Source organism: Aeromonas sp. R10-1 (genome assembly GCF_040908465.1).
GTDB lineage: Bacteria > Pseudomonadota > Gammaproteobacteria > Enterobacterales > Aeromonadaceae > Aeromonas > Aeromonas caviae.
Window position 1 is genome coordinate 158640 of the sequence record NZ_JBFODT010000034.1, and the last position, 15453, is coordinate 174092.

At 65.0% G+C, this 15453-nt stretch carries 14 protein-coding genes; 4 read left to right on the forward strand and 10 right to left on the reverse strand.

Translation table 11 applies throughout. The features are described 5' to 3' along the window. Window positions 1–22: 22 nt before the first annotated feature. From AB5Y93_RS17295 to AB5Y93_RS17315, 5 genes are read right to left on the reverse strand one after another with little or no spacing between them, the layout of a single operon-like run. Complete coding sequence (locus tag AB5Y93_RS17295) at window positions 23–3205, reverse strand: efflux RND transporter permease subunit (RefSeq protein ID WP_368229928.1); 3183 nt, start codon at window positions 3203–3205, stop codon at window positions 23–25. Next, complete coding sequence (locus AB5Y93_RS17300) at window positions 3198–4217, reverse strand: efflux RND transporter periplasmic adaptor subunit (RefSeq protein ID WP_368229951.1); 1020 nt, start codon at window positions 4215–4217, stop codon at window positions 3198–3200. Before AB5Y93_RS17300 ends, AB5Y93_RS17295 begins: the two co-directional genes overlap by 8 nt. A 39-nt stretch (window positions 4218–4256) precedes the next feature. After that, window positions 4257–4703, reverse strand: a complete 447-nt coding sequence (locus tag AB5Y93_RS17305; RefSeq protein WP_039039223.1) for a YeeE/YedE family protein — start codon at window positions 4701–4703, stop codon at window positions 4257–4259. A 13-nt stretch (window positions 4704–4716) separates the two neighbouring features. After that, window positions 4717–5130 carry a YeeE/YedE family protein gene (locus tag AB5Y93_RS17310; RefSeq protein ID WP_042881673.1) on the reverse strand — a complete coding sequence of 138 codons (414 nt, stop codon included), beginning with the start codon at window positions 5128–5130 and terminating at the stop codon, window positions 4717–4719. Continuing rightward, entirely contained in the window at window positions 5127–5441 is a 315-nt protein-coding gene (locus AB5Y93_RS17315; RefSeq protein ID WP_039039225.1) for a helix-turn-helix transcriptional regulator, read from the reverse strand. Before AB5Y93_RS17315 ends, AB5Y93_RS17310 begins: the two co-directional genes overlap by 4 nt. Window positions 5442–5526: 85 nt before the next feature. Between AB5Y93_RS17315 and AB5Y93_RS17320 the strand changes: the two genes are divergently transcribed. The 4 genes from AB5Y93_RS17320 (at window position 5527) to AB5Y93_RS17335 (ending at window position 8696) form a co-directional block, all read left to right on the forward strand. Continuing rightward, on the forward strand, window positions 5527–5712 hold the full coding sequence (locus AB5Y93_RS17320) for a DUF2892 domain-containing protein (RefSeq protein WP_041213243.1): 186 nt from the start codon (window positions 5527–5529) through the stop codon (window positions 5710–5712). Window positions 5713–5764: 52 nt separating this feature from the next. Then, window positions 5765–7036 carry an NAD(P)/FAD-dependent oxidoreductase gene (locus tag AB5Y93_RS17325; protein ID WP_039039227.1) on the forward strand — a complete coding sequence of 424 codons (1272 nt, stop codon included), beginning with the start codon at window positions 5765–5767 and terminating at the stop codon, window positions 7034–7036. A gap of 371 nt (window positions 7037–7407) precedes the next feature. Next, a complete protein-coding gene (locus AB5Y93_RS17330) occupies window positions 7408–7785 on the forward strand; it encodes a hypothetical protein (RefSeq protein WP_368229929.1) in 378 nt (125 codons plus the stop codon). Between the two features lie 182 nt (window positions 7786–7967). Next, a complete protein-coding gene (locus AB5Y93_RS17335) occupies window positions 7968–8696 on the forward strand; it encodes an MgtC/SapB family protein (protein ID WP_368229930.1) in 729 nt (242 codons plus the stop codon). Between the two features lie 77 nt (window positions 8697–8773). Here the strand turns inward: AB5Y93_RS17335 and AB5Y93_RS17340 are convergent, their stop codons facing one another. The 5 genes from AB5Y93_RS17340 to AB5Y93_RS17360 all read right to left on the reverse strand — a co-directional run bounded on the left by AB5Y93_RS17340 (window position 8774) and on the right by AB5Y93_RS17360 (window position 15236). Then, window positions 8774–9784, reverse strand: coding sequence for a substrate-binding domain-containing protein (locus tag AB5Y93_RS17340; protein ID WP_368229931.1), 1011 nt, complete (start codon window positions 9782–9784; stop codon window positions 8774–8776). A 27-nt stretch (window positions 9785–9811) separates the two neighbouring features. Further along, window positions 9812–11227, reverse strand: a complete 1416-nt coding sequence (locus AB5Y93_RS17345; RefSeq protein ID WP_368229932.1) for a glycoside hydrolase family 32 protein — start codon at window positions 11225–11227, stop codon at window positions 9812–9814. Beyond that, window positions 11227–12591 (reverse strand): sucrose-specific PTS transporter subunit IIBC, encoded by a 1365-nt coding sequence (locus AB5Y93_RS17350; RefSeq protein WP_324032435.1) that lies wholly within the window; start codon window positions 12589–12591, stop codon window positions 11227–11229. Before AB5Y93_RS17350 ends, AB5Y93_RS17345 begins: the two co-directional genes overlap by 1 nt. Before the next feature lie 83 nt (window positions 12592–12674). Next, the gene (locus AB5Y93_RS17355; protein ID WP_368229952.1) at window positions 12675–13634 is read right to left on the reverse strand and encodes an aminoimidazole riboside kinase; all 960 of its coding nucleotides are present in this window, start codon (window positions 13632–13634) and stop codon (window positions 12675–12677) included. A gap of 111 nt (window positions 13635–13745) precedes the next feature. After that, on the reverse strand, window positions 13746–15236 hold the full coding sequence (locus AB5Y93_RS17360; RefSeq protein ID WP_080944225.1) for a carbohydrate porin: 1491 nt from the start codon (window positions 15234–15236) through the stop codon (window positions 13746–13748). Between the last annotated feature and the right edge of the window lie 217 nt (window positions 15237–15453).

Consider the following 15453-nt stretch of genomic DNA (forward strand, 5'->3'; position numbering starts at 1 on the left):
AGGGGGCAATGGCCCCCTGTATTTACCTCTGACTTCGGCGAACGAGCAGGCTGTAGTAGAGCAGCGGGATCACCACCAGGGTGAGCAGGGTGGAAACCAGGATCCCGAAGATCAGGCTGATGGCGAGGCCATTGAAGATGGGGTCATCCAGGATGAAAAGCGCCCCTATCATGGCCGCCAGCGCCGTCAGCATGATGGGTTTGGCTCGCACCTGCGCCGCCTCGATCACCGCCTGCTCGAACGCCATGCCACTCGCCCGCTGCTGCTCGATGAAATCCACCAGCAGGATGCTGTTGCGCACGATGATCCCGGCCAGCGCAATCATCCCTATCATCGAGGTGGCGGTGAACTGGGCCCCCAGCAGGGCGTGACCCGGCATCACCCCGATGAGGGTGAGCGGAATGGGGGCCATGATGATGAGCGGCACCAGATAGGAGCGGAACTGGGCCACCACCAGCAGGTAGATGAGGATCATCCCCACCCCGTAGGCCAGCCCCATGTCGCGGAAGGTCTCGTAGGTTATCTTCCACTCCCCGTCCCACAACAGCGCCACCTCCCCCAGCTTGTCGGGCTGATGCACGTAATACTGTGGCAGCGAGATGTCGGCACCGGCGGCAAACATGCCGTAGAGCGGGCTGTCGGCATGGCCGCCCATGTCAGCCACCACCATCACCATGGGCTGCATGTTCTTGTGCATGAGGTAGCTGGGGGCCACCTCATCACGACGGCTCACCAGCTCGGAGACCCGCACCAGCTGGCCGCTCTGGCTGCGCACCTTGAGGGCCAGGATGCCGGTCAGATCCCGCTTGTCACCGGGGGCGAGCTCGATGCGGATCGGCACCGGATACTTGGCGCCTTGCCCCTGCAGCCAGCTGGCATCCTGATAACCCACGCCCCCGTTGAGGGTCGCCACCAGATCCCCGAGATCGACCCCGAGCAGGGCCGCCTGGGCGCGATCCACCACCAGCCGCCACTTGGGCTGAGGGTCGGTCAGATAGATGTCCACGTCCACCAGATCCGCCGTGGCCACAAAGCGGGCCTGTACGGCGCGCGCCGCCGCTTCACGGGCAGCAGGCGTCGGGCCATACACTTCCGCAACGATGGGTGACCAGACAGGCGGTCCCGGGGGCACCTCCACTACCTTGAGGTTGCCCCCTGCCGCACTGGCGATGGCCTGCAAGGGCGCACGCACCGACCGGGCAATCTCGTGACTGCTGCGATGGCGCTCATGCTTGTCCACCAGATTGACCTGGATGTCCCCCACGTTGGCGCCGCTGCGGATGAAGTAGTGGCGCACCAGCCCGTTGAAGTTGATGGGGGCGGCGGTGCCGGCGTAGATCTGGTAATCCTTCACCTCGGGCACCCTGGCGAGCTCCCGACCCACCGCCAGCAGGGTGCGCTCGGTCTGCTCCAGGGTCGCCCCCTCCGGCATGTCGAGCACCAGCTGGAATTCCGACTTGTTGTCGAAGGGGAGCATCTTGAGCACCACCCACTGCACCACGGGCATGGCGGCCGCCCCCGCCACCAGCAGCAGAATGGCCAGCCAGAGTTTGCGTCTGGCACGCTTGGCGCCGTCACCCATCAGGAAGGGGGTCATCAGCCGGTGAAAGAGCCCGGCCTTGGCCTCCCCGTGGGCGACATGCCCCTCGCGCTTGAGCAGGTGATTGGCCAGCCAGGGGGAGAAGATGAAGGCCACCAGCAGCGAGATAAGCATCCCCATGCTGGCATTGATGGGGATGGGGCTCATGTAGGGGCCCATCAGGCCGCTGACGAAGGCCATGGGCAGCAGGGCCGCGATGACGGTCAGGGTCGCCAGTATGGTCGGCCCCCCCACCTCGTCCACCGCGCCCGGAATGAGATCCTTGAGCGACCCCTTGCCCAGACCGCGATGGCGGTGGATGTTCTCCACCACGACGATGGCGTCATCCACCAGGATGCCGATGGAGAAGATCAGCGCAAAGAGGGACACCCGGTTGAGGGTAAAGCCCCATGCCCAGGAGGCGAACAGGGTCAGTGCGAGGGTGATGACGATGGCGACCCCCACCACCAGCGCCTCGCGCCACCCCATGCTCACCAGCACCAGCAATACCACCGCCGTGGTGGCAAAGATGAGCTTGCCGATGAGGGTGTTGGATTTGGTCTCGGCGGTGACGCCGTAGTCACGGGTCACCGTCACCTCGACGCCAGCCGGGATGAGCCGGTTCCTGAGGCTCTCGACCCGTGCCTCCACCCGCTTGGCCACCTCCACCGCGTTCTGCCCCGGCTGCTTGCCGATGGCCAGGGTCACCGCCGGGTAGCTGGCTTGCCCCTGCCCCATCCAGCTTCGCTGGACCGGGGTCTCTTCACCAAGCCCCACCCGGGCCACCTCACCGAGATAGACAGGCTTGCCGTCGTGCAACCCCACCACCAGCTCGCGGGCCTCCTGTTCGCTTTGCAGGAACTGCCCCACCTGCACCTTGATCTCCCGGTTATCCTGCACCACGGCCTGTTCGCTGCCTACCCGGTTGGCGGCAGAGAGACGCTGGCTAAGTTCGCCCCAGCTGATGCCATGGGCGCTGAGGGCCGCCGGGTCCGGCATCACCCGCAGCACGGTGCGCTGGCCCCCCAGGCTGTAGATGTCCCGGGTACCGGGAATGCGCTTGAGTTCGGTCTCCAGCTCGTGGGCGACCCGGGTCAGATCGGGGGCCCCCAGCTGCTTGCTCCCCTCTTTGCTCCAATCTTTGCTCCATAAGGTCAGACTGACGATGGGCACATCATCTATCCCCCTGGGTTTCACCAGAGGCTGACCCACCCCCAGCCCCTGGGGCAGCCAGTCTCGATGGGAGTCGAGTTGGTTGTTGAGATCCACGATGGCCTGCTCCCGGCTCACGCCTACCTTGAACACCACCACCAGCAGGGCACCATCGGGTTGGGAGAAGGAGTAGAGGGTATCTATCCCCTTTATCTGGGAGACCACCTGCTCGGCAGGGGTGGTGACGAGGGATTCCACCTCTGTCGGGCTGGCCCCCGGGAAGGGAATGTAGACGTCGGCGAAGGTGACATCGATCTGGGGCTCCTCCTCCTTGGGGGTCACCAGCACGGCAAAGAGGCCGAGCAAGAGCCCCATCAGCGCCAGCAGCGGGGTGATGGCCGAGCCCTGAAACAGGGCCGCCAGCCGACCCGCCGGCCCCAGGCGGCCATGGTTGTCGTTCAGATCGCTACTCATGGGGCACCTCCTGTTGACGGGTCCAGGCATCGGGGGCCAGGGTGTCACCGCCCTTGAGACCCGCCAGGACCTCGCACAGCCCAGCCTCGCAGTGGCCGACCCGCACCGGGGTCAGGGCCCAGCCCTCCCCCTCTTTGAGGTAAACGCCGTTGAACTCCCCCTGCCGCAGCAGGGCGGGCTCCGGCACTTGCAACACCTGACGCTCACCCTGTTTGAGCTGCACCTTGAGCCACATGCCGGGCAGCACCCCTGTCGTGTTCGGCGGCAGATCGAGGCGCAGCCGGAAACTGTGGCTCTGGCTGTCGGCGTAGTTGAAGCGGGTCAGCTTGACGGGAGTCACGGCCTTGCCACCGGGCAGCAGCACCTGCACATCCGACGGCTGGCCGGCGAGAGCCAGTGCGGACTGGGGCAGCTCCAGCTCCACCCTCAGCTCGCCAAGGGAGAAACCGGATAGCAGCGGCGTACCGGGGGCCACCGTCTCCCCCAGCTCCACCAGCCGCTTGGTCACCACCCCGGCGTAGGGGGCGAGGATACGGGTATAGCCGTAGGCTTCCCGGGCCTGGATGAGGGCGGCCTCGGCGGCATTGACCTCGGCGCGGGCGGCCCGATCCGTTGCCTGGGCGTTGTCGAGCTGGGCCCGGGTGATCACCCCCTTGGCGATGAGGGCCTGATAACGGGTGAGCTGGCGCTCGGCCTCCACCTGCTGGGCCTGGGCCCTGGCCACCCGCGCCTCGGCGCCGGTCACGGCGGCAGACTGCTCCTTGCCGCTTATCTCGAGCAGGGGCTGCCCGGCCTGTACCTCGTCATTCACATCCACCAGCATGCGGGAGACCCGGCCACTGGTCTGGGCCGCGACCGTCCCCTGATGAATGGCGCTCACGGTACCGCTCAAGGTGAGCCAGTCGGTGACGCGCTGCGGGGTCAGCGTCAGCAACCCCTTGGCCTCCTCGGCCGCCACCAGGGTGGATGTCATGACCAGCAGGGTGGTCACCAGCAACCGGATTGTGTTCATCATGATTCTCCTTCCCTGGCTCATGGGCACCTTGAAAACTCAGGCAATACGGTGCTGGCGAGCCTTCTCCAGCACCCTGTTCCAGACCTTGTCCACCAGCAGGATCCCGGCCGCCATGGCCCCGATGAACAACAATATCATGGGCTGTCCGCTGGAAATGAGACTCAAGGCAGGCCCTGGACAGATGCCGACCAGGCCCCAACCGATCCCGAACAGTGCGGCCCCGCCAATCAGGCGGCGATCCAGCACGGGAGCGGGAACCCGGGCCATGGGTTCCCCCAGCAGGCTCAGACGACGGGGCTTTACCAGCAGGAAGTAGCCCGGCATGAAGACAGCCAGGGCTCCCCCCATCACGAAGGCCAGGCTGGGATCCCAGGCACCGGCCAGATCGAGAAACCCGGTGACCCGCGCCGGATCCATCATCCCGGAGAGGGCCATTCCCAGCCCGAACAGCAGACCCGCAAACACACTTGTCAGCAATTTCATGGCAATCAACCCGTCAAAACATGTGGTGAGTAAAGAACACGGTCGCCACGCCCATCCCCATAAAGGTGAGCGTCGCCACCACGGAGCGCGTCGACAGCCGCCCCATGCCGCAGATGCCGTGACCGCTGGTGCAGCCATTGCCAAGGCGGGTGCCGATGCCCACCAGCAGGCCGGCCAGCAGCACCACGGGCCAGCCGGGCAAGGCATCAAAGGCGGGCATGGTGGCCCAACCCAAGGTCAGCGCCAGCCAGGCCCCCAGTCCCAATCCCAGCAGAAACAGCACCCGCCAGGGCGTCTTGTACTGCATTGCACCGGCCAGAATGCCGCTGATCCCGGCCACCCGGCCGTTGAACAACATCAGGATCAGGGCCGAGAGCCCCGCCAGCATGCCGCCCCCCAACGAGAGCAGCCATTGGCTTTCCATCATCGAATTTCCTCATCTGAGTGACAAAAATGGGTTTGCAGCGCCGCCAGCACATCGGCCGCCGCCTCGCTCACCAGGGAGTAGTAGATCTGCTGGGAGACTTTGCGCGAGCGGATAAGGCCCTGGCGCTTCAATACCGACAGTTGCTGGGAGAAGGCCGACTGCCCGAGCTGGCTGTGGGCCAGCAGCTCCCCGACCCCCTTCTCCCCTTCCACCAGCTGGCAGAGCACCATCAGGCGTTCGGGATGAGCCAGCGCCTTGAGCAGGCCGGCGGCGGCTGTCGCATGTCGGTTCATCTCGTCGAAATGGCTCATAAGATTAAATTAGCAATTGCTGATATTTGTTCTATTGTATAAAACAACCCTAAATTAGCAATCACTAAACAAAAGGAGACGAGAAATGACCGTCGATAACGGAGTCAGAGTGGTCGCAGGTGGCATGTTGCTGCTGTCGCTGCTGCTCACGGCCTGGGTCCACCCGGGCTTTGTCTGGTTGAGCGTCTTTGTCGGGGTCAACCTGATCCAGAGCGCGTTCACCGGGGTCTGTCCCGCCGCCGCCGTGCTCAGGCGAATGGGGCTCAAATAGGCAGGCGGACATATTGGCTCACAGGAGCCGTGTAATAGAGCGGAGGCTCATTATGGCAACCATCATCATCATCGGGGCAGGGTTGGGGGGCATGTCGGCCGCCTACGAGCTCAAGGCCGAACTCGGCAAGCAGCACGACGTCATCCTGGTGAACGACAAACCCGACTTTGAATTCAACCCTTCCAACCCGTGGATTGCGGTCCGGTGGCGAGAGCGCAAGGATATCTCCCTCCCCATAGAGCCTCATGTGAAGAAGAAGGGGATCCGCTTCATCCACGCCGCCCTGACCGGGTTGCAACCCCTCGAACAGCAGATCCGCCTCTCCGATGGCCAGCACCTGCACTACGACTTTCTGGTGCTCTGCACCGGCCCCGCACTCGCCTTTGAAGAGGTGCAGGGAGCAGGCCCGACGGCGGGCGGCACCGCCAGCGTCTGCACCCTCTCCCACGCAGAGGAGTGCCTGCACAGTGTCAACGGGCTGCTCGACGAACCGGGGCCGGTGATCGTCGGTGCCATGCCCGGCGCCTCCTGCTTCGGCCCGGCCTACGAATACGCCTTCATCCTCGATCGCCACCTGCGCGACAAGAAGGTGAGAAAGGACGTGCCCATGACCTTCGTCACCAGCGAACCCTACATCGGTCACCTCGGCCTCAACGGCGTGGGGGATTCCAAGGGCATGCTGGAGAGCGAGCTGCGCATGCGCGACATGCAATGGATCTGCAATGCCCGCACCGTGGCGGCCAGGGATGGGGTGATGACGGTGGAGGAGCTGGATGAAGATGGCAACGTCAAGCGCACCCACAGCCTCCCCTACAAGCATGCCATGATGCTGCCCGCCTTCGCCGGCATCAGCCCCCTGCGGGGCCTCGAGGGGCTGGTCAATCCCCGCGGGTTCGTCATCGTCGACGAACACCAGCGCAACCCTGTCTTCCCGCAGATTTACGCCGCCGGGGTCTGCATCGCCATCCCGCCCCAGCACAAGACGCCGGTTCCGACCGGGGTGCCCAAGACCGGCTACATGATCGAAGCCATGGTGCGCACCCTGAGCCACAACATCAAGGCAGAGCTGGACGGCCAGCCCCCGGTCACCCGGGCGGTGTGGAATGCCATCTGTCTGGCGGACATGGGGGACACAGGGGCCGCCTTCGTGGCCATGCCGCAGATCCCGCCGCGCAACGTCGCCTGGTTCAAGAAAGGGAAGTGGGTCCACCTGGCCAAGATAGCGTTCGAGAAGTATTTCCTGCACAAGATGCAGGTGGGCGACACCGAACCCATCTATGAAAAACTGATGCTCAAATACCTGGGCATCGACAAGACCCGATAACCCCCCAAGGGCCCGCCGGTGAAGGGAAGAGGGCTCCCTTTACCGGCGCTTTCATCTCTTTTTTATTATGTTTCAATATGTTGCTTTCAAGGGCTCGGGGTTTACCCAGGCCGCCGTATCGGCTACCATGTCGCCTCTTTATCACTAGCGGAGACCATCGGTGGGCAACTCATCAAGTGACAGACGCACGCCGACCCTCGTCGTCGGCACCCTGGTCGCGAGCTAGCCGCAGGTTATTCTCTGCCGCGACTCGCCACCCTGCGAGAAGTGGATCCCTCTTTTCCCCGCTTTTCACACTTGACGTCAGGTGACGCGGACTCATCCCCCGACACCTTGCCTGCATAGTTTCTGCTTCCCAAAAGGAGGCTGCTATGCGCTTGATTTCAAACAACCCTGTCGCTGACAAATCCCCTTCCCTGCTGAGCAGACTGGGACGGGGCCTGCGACCACTCTGGCAACGTGGCAGACGGCGTCAGCACCTCTATCAGCTGCACATCCGCTGCGAAGACAGAGCCGACATGGAGCAGGTGCTGGCGGCGGTGAGCCACACCCTGCAACCGGCCGGACTCAGGCCTATGCAGTCCATGCAGCCCGGGCGCGGTGAAGGCCGCGTGCTGGTGCTGAGCCTCTACTGCACGCCGCCCCAGCGCCGCTATCTGGTGCAGTTCATCCACCAGGTCGGGGCTGTCCACCCGGTACGCTGGGAACTGCGCCCCCGCGCCGGGGACGACGCCACCACCAGGCATTGACCCTCGAATGAGGCGAGGTCCTTCCCGGGCAACCGTGAAGGGCCTGTACCCTGTTCTGCGCCATCCCGCCCCGTCAGGAGGCGGGTCGCGCCCTTGCATTCACCACGATGTCGACCTTGCCCCCCATCTCTCACACAACCCGGGGGAGCAGGCTGGTCGGCATCCCCAGGAGGAGACCCTTCATGAGAATGTGGCAACAACTCGATTTTCTCGCCCTGCTCGACACCCTGGCCAGCCTGCTGCTCGCCTTCGTGCTGGGCAGCCTGGTCGGCCTCGAGCGCCAGTACCGCCAGCGCACCGCCGGTCTTCGCACCAACGTGCTGGTCGCCGTGGGGGCGGCCCTGTTCGTCAACCTGGCCCAGCGCATCTATGACCTGCATGGCGGCAGTTACGGGGTCGTCCACGTGGTGGCCTACATCGTCTCCGGCATCGGTTTTCTCGGCGCTGGCGTCATCATGCGCGAGTCCGGCAACATCCGGGGCATCAACACAGCGGCCACCCTATGGGGCGTGGCCGCGGTCGGGGCCGCCTGCGGCGCCGGGTTCGCCCTGGAGGCCATCCTCGGCGCCCTCTTCGTGCTGGCCGCCAACACCCTGCTGCGTCCCCTGGTCAACCAGATAAACCGTGATCCGGTGGACAACATGGACACCGAAGTGACCTATCACGTGACCGCTCTCATCGGCCGCGCTCACCAGAAGGAGGTACTGCCCTGGCTCGAGCAGATGCTGGAGCAGGCCCACTACCCCCTGAGCGAACTCGACATCACCCCCTTCGGCGATCAGGATCTCGAGATCTCGGCGGCGCGGCTCGCCACCGCCATCGATGGCACCAAGCTCGATGCCCTGATGAACACACTCGGGGAGCACCCTCACATCAAGCAGATCTTCTGGCGGGCCAGCATCACCGATTGATGCCCTCATACCAGGCGCAGCACAAAAAGCCCCGCCGGATCCGGCGGGGCTTTTCACAGGAAAGGGAAGCCGTGTGCCTAGCGGCGGCTGCGCCAGCGCACCCTGGGGTTAATGACCTGGGCGGTCTGGGCAGGGGGATTGCCCGCGATGAGTTGCTGCATCATCTCGAAGGCGGCCCGGGCCAGGGCCGGGCAATCCTGGGCCACGGAATCGATGCGCATGGGGATGCAGTCGAGCAGATCGTGATCGTCGAACGTACAGAGGCGCATGCCGGTCTCCATCAGTTCCGCCTCGTTGAGGTAGCGCAGCACCCCCTCCAGCAGGGTGAAAGAGGCGGTAAAAAGCCCCTTCGGCGGTGCTCCGAGTTCGTCCACCAGCTCAGACATCAGCTGATAACCCGAGCTCGGCTGGTAGTCACGGTGGCGGACCCGGTCTGAAGTGGCCTCCAGCCCGGCCCTGTGCAATCCGAGCTCGTAACCCGCCAGCCGGTGGCGGCTGGGGGAGAGATCCAGCAGACCGCCGAAGTAGTAGATCTCCTCCCCACAATCCTCGGCCATATCCTGCACCAGCTCGGCGGTGGCCTTGCAGGCGTCCGAGATCACCATGGGCAGGCGCGACTCACCGATGTGGCGGTCGAGCTGCACCACCGGCAAGCGGTCGTGGATGCGGGCATAGATGTCGTCACTGTGGCCGCTGGAGGCGACGATGAGGCCATCCACCTGACGGCTGATGAGGTTGTCCACCACCCGCTGCTCCAGGGTGGGGTCATCCTCGGAGCAGGCGATGAGCAGCTGGATCCCCGCCTCCCGACAGCGGGCCTCCAGGGCACGGGCGATGCTGGCGAAGCCGAAATTGGTGAGGTCGGGGATCACCAGCCCCCAGGTGTAGCTGCGCACCTCCCGCAGGGAGCGAGCATGGATGCTCGGCTGATAGTGGCACTCGTCCGCCACCGCCTGGATCCGCTTGCGGGTATCGTCGGCGATGCGGTATTCCGCACTCTTGCCGTTGAGCACCAGGCTGGCGGTGGCCTTGGAGACCCCCGCAAGCGTGGCTATCTGGGCAATCGTGATCCGTTTATTCTTCTCCACCTGACCTCCCGGCACACTGAGACCGGGCTATTGTACTAGGCAGGTCGCCAGCGGCCAGTGATCGAGGCAAATTTTGCTGCAATCACCACCGCAACGTGCGGAAAGTACTGGGTTTTCGCCGGGGAAGTAACGGGTCGACAAGCTCTGGCGCCCGCCATCGACGAAGCACTCCAGGCTGGAGCGGTCACACAAGACGGTGATCTTGCCCCCAAGCCAGGGGGCGCTTCGCTCCTCCCACTCCCCGCTCTGCCAGTTCTGGCGCCGCAGGACAAGACGCCCAGGCTGCCACACCAGCTCGACCACGGCCCCGAACCCGAGGCGCCCTTCACCGCACAGCGCCAGATCGAGCCAGGCCGAGTCGATGGCCAGGGCAGGCAGCTCATCCGGCGCCCCCTCGAAGCGGGTCTGCTCCCCCTTCAATGCCGCGAGCTCCGCCACCGGCCGCTGGCAGAGCCACTCATCCTGCCAGAACAGCTCCCGCGGGCAGCTCATCTGGTGGATCCAGCCGTGCTCGAGAGTGGGCTGGCTCATCTCGTTCTCCTCCGGCAAGCCCAGCCAGCCGAACAGCAGGCGACGCCCCTGGCTGTCCTGGGTAGTCTGGGGGGCATAGAACTCGAAGCCCCGGTCCAGTTCATGGAAAGCCCCGTGGGCGAAATACTCGCCGTCGAAGTCACCCGCCAGCCAGCCGCACTGGTAGAGGTTGCGATAATCCTCTCCCCGGGGGGCAATCCCCTGCGGGCAGCTGATCAGCACATGGCGATCTCCCAGGGGGAACAGGTCCGGACACTCCCACATGTAGCCAAACTCCCCGAGACCACCGCGCCCGCTGCCGGCGATGGGCCCCACCAGCGTCCAGGCATCCAGGGTGTCACAGCGATAGAGCAGCACCTCACCCCGATCGTCCAGGGTGCGGGCCCCCAGCACCATCAGCCACTGCCGACCGTCGTGCCACACCTTGGGGTCGCGCACATGGCCGCTGTAGCCTGCGGGCAGGTCCAGCACGGGTCCCAGCTTCTCGAAGCCCCCCTCACCGTCGGCACGGGCCAGACACTGGTAGGCGGTGCGGCTGCCGTCCGGGTATTTGACGTTGCCGGTATAGATGAGGGTCAGACGCCCCTGCTCATCGCTCACCGCCGAGCCCGAATAGCAGCCGTGGCTCTCATAGGCCTCGGTGGGCAGCAGCGCCACCGGCTCGTGCTGCCAGTGCAGCAGATCGGTGGAGGTGACATGCCCCCAGCCCTTGTTGCGGTGCTCGCAACCGAGCGGGTTCCACTGGTAGAAAAGATGGTAGCGCCCGCCGTGCTCGATGAAGCCGTTGGGATCGTTGAGCAGCCCCACCGGGGCTGCCAGATGCCAGCGGGGCCGATGGGGATCGGCCGCCGCCTTGAGCTGTCCGGCCAGCAGGGACCGGACAACCTGGTTCAGGAGATGGCTTTCCTTCATCACTCCACCTTGTACTTGAGCAGGTAGGAGGCGGCGAAAGCGGCGCCAAAGGCGATCACCAGACCGATGACGTAGTGGATGAGGCTCATGGGCTGGACGATGGCCATGCCCGGGATGCCGGTCAGGCCCACCGCCGTCATGCCGACCTTGGCCGCCACCACGTAGGCGCCGCCGCAGGCCCCGCCGAACAGACCGGCCAGGAAGGGCTTGATGTAGCGCAGGTTGACCCCGAAGATCGCCGCCTCGGTGATGCCGAGCAGGCAGGACATGGCCGCCGGCACCGTGATGGCCTTGATCTTCACATCGCGGGTCTTGAAGTAGACCGCCAGACAAGCCCCACCCTGGGCCACGTTGGCCATGGCCCAGATGGGCAGCAGGAAGTTGACGCCGATGGCAGGGTTAGCCAGCAGCCCCGCCTCGATGGCGTGGAAGCTGTGGTGGATGCCGGTGATGACGATAAGGGAATAAGTCCCGCCAAACACCAGACCCGCCAGCCAGCCTGCCTGCTCATAGAGGGCGCTCAGACCGAACGAGATGCCATCCCCCAGCACCCGCCCGGCGGGGCCGATGAAAAGCAGCGCCACGAAGCCGGTGATGATGACGGTCAAAAACGGGGTGAGGATGAGATCCAGGGCGTCAGGGATGCGCCTTCTCAGCTGCTTCTCCAGGTGGGACATGAACCAGACCGCCAAGAGCACCGGGAAGACAGTGCCCTGGTAGCCGATCATGGCGACATCCAGGCCGAAGAAGTCCATGGTCTTGAAGCCACCGGCCACGCCCCAGGCATTGGTCAGGGCCGGGTGGGTGAGAATGCCGCCGAGCGTCGCCCCCAGATAGGGGTTGCCGCCGAATTCGCGCGCCGCCGTAAAACCGATGAGGATCGGCAGGATGATGAAGGCTGCCGAGCTGAACATGTCGAGCATGACGAACAGGGCGCTGTCGGCGTTGACCCAGCCGTAGGTGCGCACCATGCCGAGCAGCCCCATCAGCAGGCCGGAGGCGACGATGGCCGGAATGATGGGCACGAAGATGTTGGAGAGGGTCCGCGCCAGACGCTGGGCCACGTTGAGCTTGGCCGTCGCCATGTCGGTCAGCTCCGCCTTGCTGGCGGTGCCGGTCCCGGTCAGGGTGACGAACTCCGCATAGACTTTGTTGACCAGGCCGGTGCCGAAAATGACCTGGATCTGGCCGGCGTTGCTGAAGCACCCCTTGACCCCCTCCAGCTTGTCGATGGCGGCCTTGTTCACCTTGCTGTCGTCCGCCAGCACCAGCCGCAGCCGGGTGGCGCAGTGGGCGGCGCTGACGATGTTCTCCTTGCCCCCGAGCAGGGGCACCAGATCCTGGGCTATCGCACTGATATTCATATTCTTCCTCTTATGACCCGCCACGCTGGCGGGCCCTTGTCACATGAGAGTAGGGGCTGTCGAGCCGGGCTTCTAGCCGCAGATCAACAGCCGTCTGCGCCTGATCGCAAAAATTCATCCAGCCGGGTGCGGGTGGGCAGTGCCGTCATCGCCCCCTTGGCGGTGGTGGCGAGCGCCCCGCAGCCGTGGGCCTGAGCCAGAATGGCGGGCAGCTCGGCCAGCGTCGGCAGCGAGGTCCGTTCGGCCAAGGCCGCCAGCAGCCCGGCGACGAAGGCGTCCCCCGCCCCCGTGGTATCGAGTGGCGTCACTTTGGGCCCCACCCACTCCAGCAACTCGCCACCCAGACGGGCCACCACGCCCCCCGCCCCCCGGGTCACCAGCACCAGTGCCGGGCCTGAAAGAGTGGCAAGCCCCGCCGCCAGATCGTCCAGACCGCTCAGCAGTTGCAGCTCCTCCACCGAGAGCTTGACCACGTCTGCGAGGGCCATGGCCTCGCGCACCACGGGCAGCATCTCGGCCGGGTTGCCCCACACCTCTGGCCTCAGGTTGGGGTCGAAGCAGACCCGCCCCCCGACGGCCCGGATGGTCGCCATGGCTTGCAGGCAACTGCTGCGCACCGGCTCGTTGGCAAGCGCAATGGAGCAGGTCAGCAGCCACTGCCCGGCCTGGAAAATCGGCAGATCGGCGGGGCTCAGGAACTGATCGGCGCTCGGGCGCACCATGAAGGTGAAACTGCGCTCCCCTGCCTCATCGAGATCCACCAGCACCGTGCTGGTGCGATGGGCCGGATCCTGGATCAGGTGGCGAATGTCGACCCCCTCCCTGGCCAGGGTCTCCCCCATGAAGCGGCCGAAGGGATCCGCGCCGACCCGGCCAATGAAGGCCGACTCCCCGCCGAGCCGGGCAACGCCCACCGCCACGTTGGCCGGTGCGCCACCCGGACACTTGAGGTAGTGCTGCTCCCCTTCCGGGATCAAGTCCACTACCGCATCCCCCATTACCCACACACGATTCGTCACCTTGTTGCTACTCCACTGCTGCACAGGATTTGCCGGGGTCAGCCCCGGGTTCTGGGTCCGCATTATCAGCTAAACCGTTTTAGCTAACCAACAGATCCCGGGGCCGCCTGCCATTTTTGTGATCGGGATAACGAACTAGAACCAGGTTTCCATCTGCACGCCAAAGTTCCACTCGCCCCCGGCGGTGAAGTTGCTCTGACCCATGGCATCGGAGCTGGCGTAGTTGTCGAGCTCGGAGGACCAGTCCATCCAGGTGGCGAACACCCGAAGCTCGGGCCGCTCGAAGAAGCCGGCGGTCTGCGCCTTGAAAGTCGGCGCGAAGGTGAGCTTGGTGAAATCGCCGCTCACCGCCTGACGACCCTTGTAGCCCTTGGGATCGAGGTCCATGTACTGCCAGGTCGCCTCGTAGACCAGCTCGACGTTCTGGCTCAGCACCTGGGCCAGGCGGCCATTGAGGGTCACCCAGCGGTACTCGTCCCCTTTCACGTAACGATCCTGGCTGTGCTCGGCCAGCAGGGCCGGGGCCACACGCCAGCGGGGCGCAAGATCGGTGGCGCCAAACACGGCGACCCGCACCGCATCGGCATCCGGCAGCAGCTCGCTGTCGGAGCCCAGCCCCTTGAGCTCGGCACCCAGACCGTGGCCATACAGCACCGCCGCCTTGGAGAAACCGGGGTTGATGCCAAAGAAGCTGTCGGCGTGGTAGGCCACCAGGGTGTGGGCCCCCTTGTTCGCCGCTTCGCTGCCCGCGCCGCCGTCGTTGATGCGCGCCTCGTTGTCCTTGGCGGAGAGGCCGTTCAGCATCCACTGCCAGTTGCCAACGCGGTTGTTCATGGTGAGGATGTAGCTCTCGATGTCGGAGAGACCGCTCGCGCTGATGTCGCCGTAGTCGCGCCCGTAGAGGGAGAAGTTCGCCTTCCAGCTGTCGGCCAGCTGCACGTCGTAGACGCCGCCGCCGGTACCGGCCAGGAAGACCACGTCCGAGTCGAGCCAGTGGATGTCGAAGTTGTCCCGGTCAAAGCGCTTGCCCGCCCAGAGCACCGAGTGCTGGAAAGGACCGCTGAAGCTCGCCAGATCGCCGATTTCGGCAAACACCTGGCGGGTGTTGAGGCTGGAATCGCTGGCGGTCCAGTCGTTGCTGGTCTCCACCCCGTCCGCCAGCATCAGCTTGTAGCGGGCCCAGCTGCCATCGTCGAAGGTCTGGGTCTTCAGCAGGTTGGCCTCCATGTAGGTGTCATCCTCGTTGCCAAGGCGACCCACGGCGCCGCCCACCGAGCCGGCCGGGGTGATGTAGGGGCCGCCGCGGCCACCATTGCCGTTGCCGTTCACCAGCAGGCCCGAGCGGGCATAGCCGTGGAACTCGAAGCCCTGGGCCCCGGCGGTCTGCTTGTCCACCTTCTCGCTCTGGGCCTTGGCCACCACGGCCGTCTCGCGGGCTTCGTTTGCCTTGCTCTGGGCCTCATCGGCCCGCGCTTCGGCAGCGGTGGCGCGCGCCTCGGCTGCCTGCACCCGCGCCTCCAGCGCCGCCAGACGAGCCTCGATACCACCATCCGCCGCCCACAGCGGGCTGCTCATTCCCAATCCCAGCGCCACGGCCAGCGCCAACTTGCTCTTGAACATCGTCATCGTCCTCACCTGTCTTCTGTCGCCCGTCCGGGCTCTGTTGTTGTTGACGAGCAGAGGATAGCTAAACCGCTTTAGCTGACTCAACATGCCAGCTAAACCGTTTCAGCAAGAGTGTGAGCGGGATAACATTTGTACAGGAGGAATTGGCGGAAGTTGTGAGGAGGATCCCTCATCGGGATCCACTCAATAAGGGGGGATCCAGGCCAGATGGCGGGCA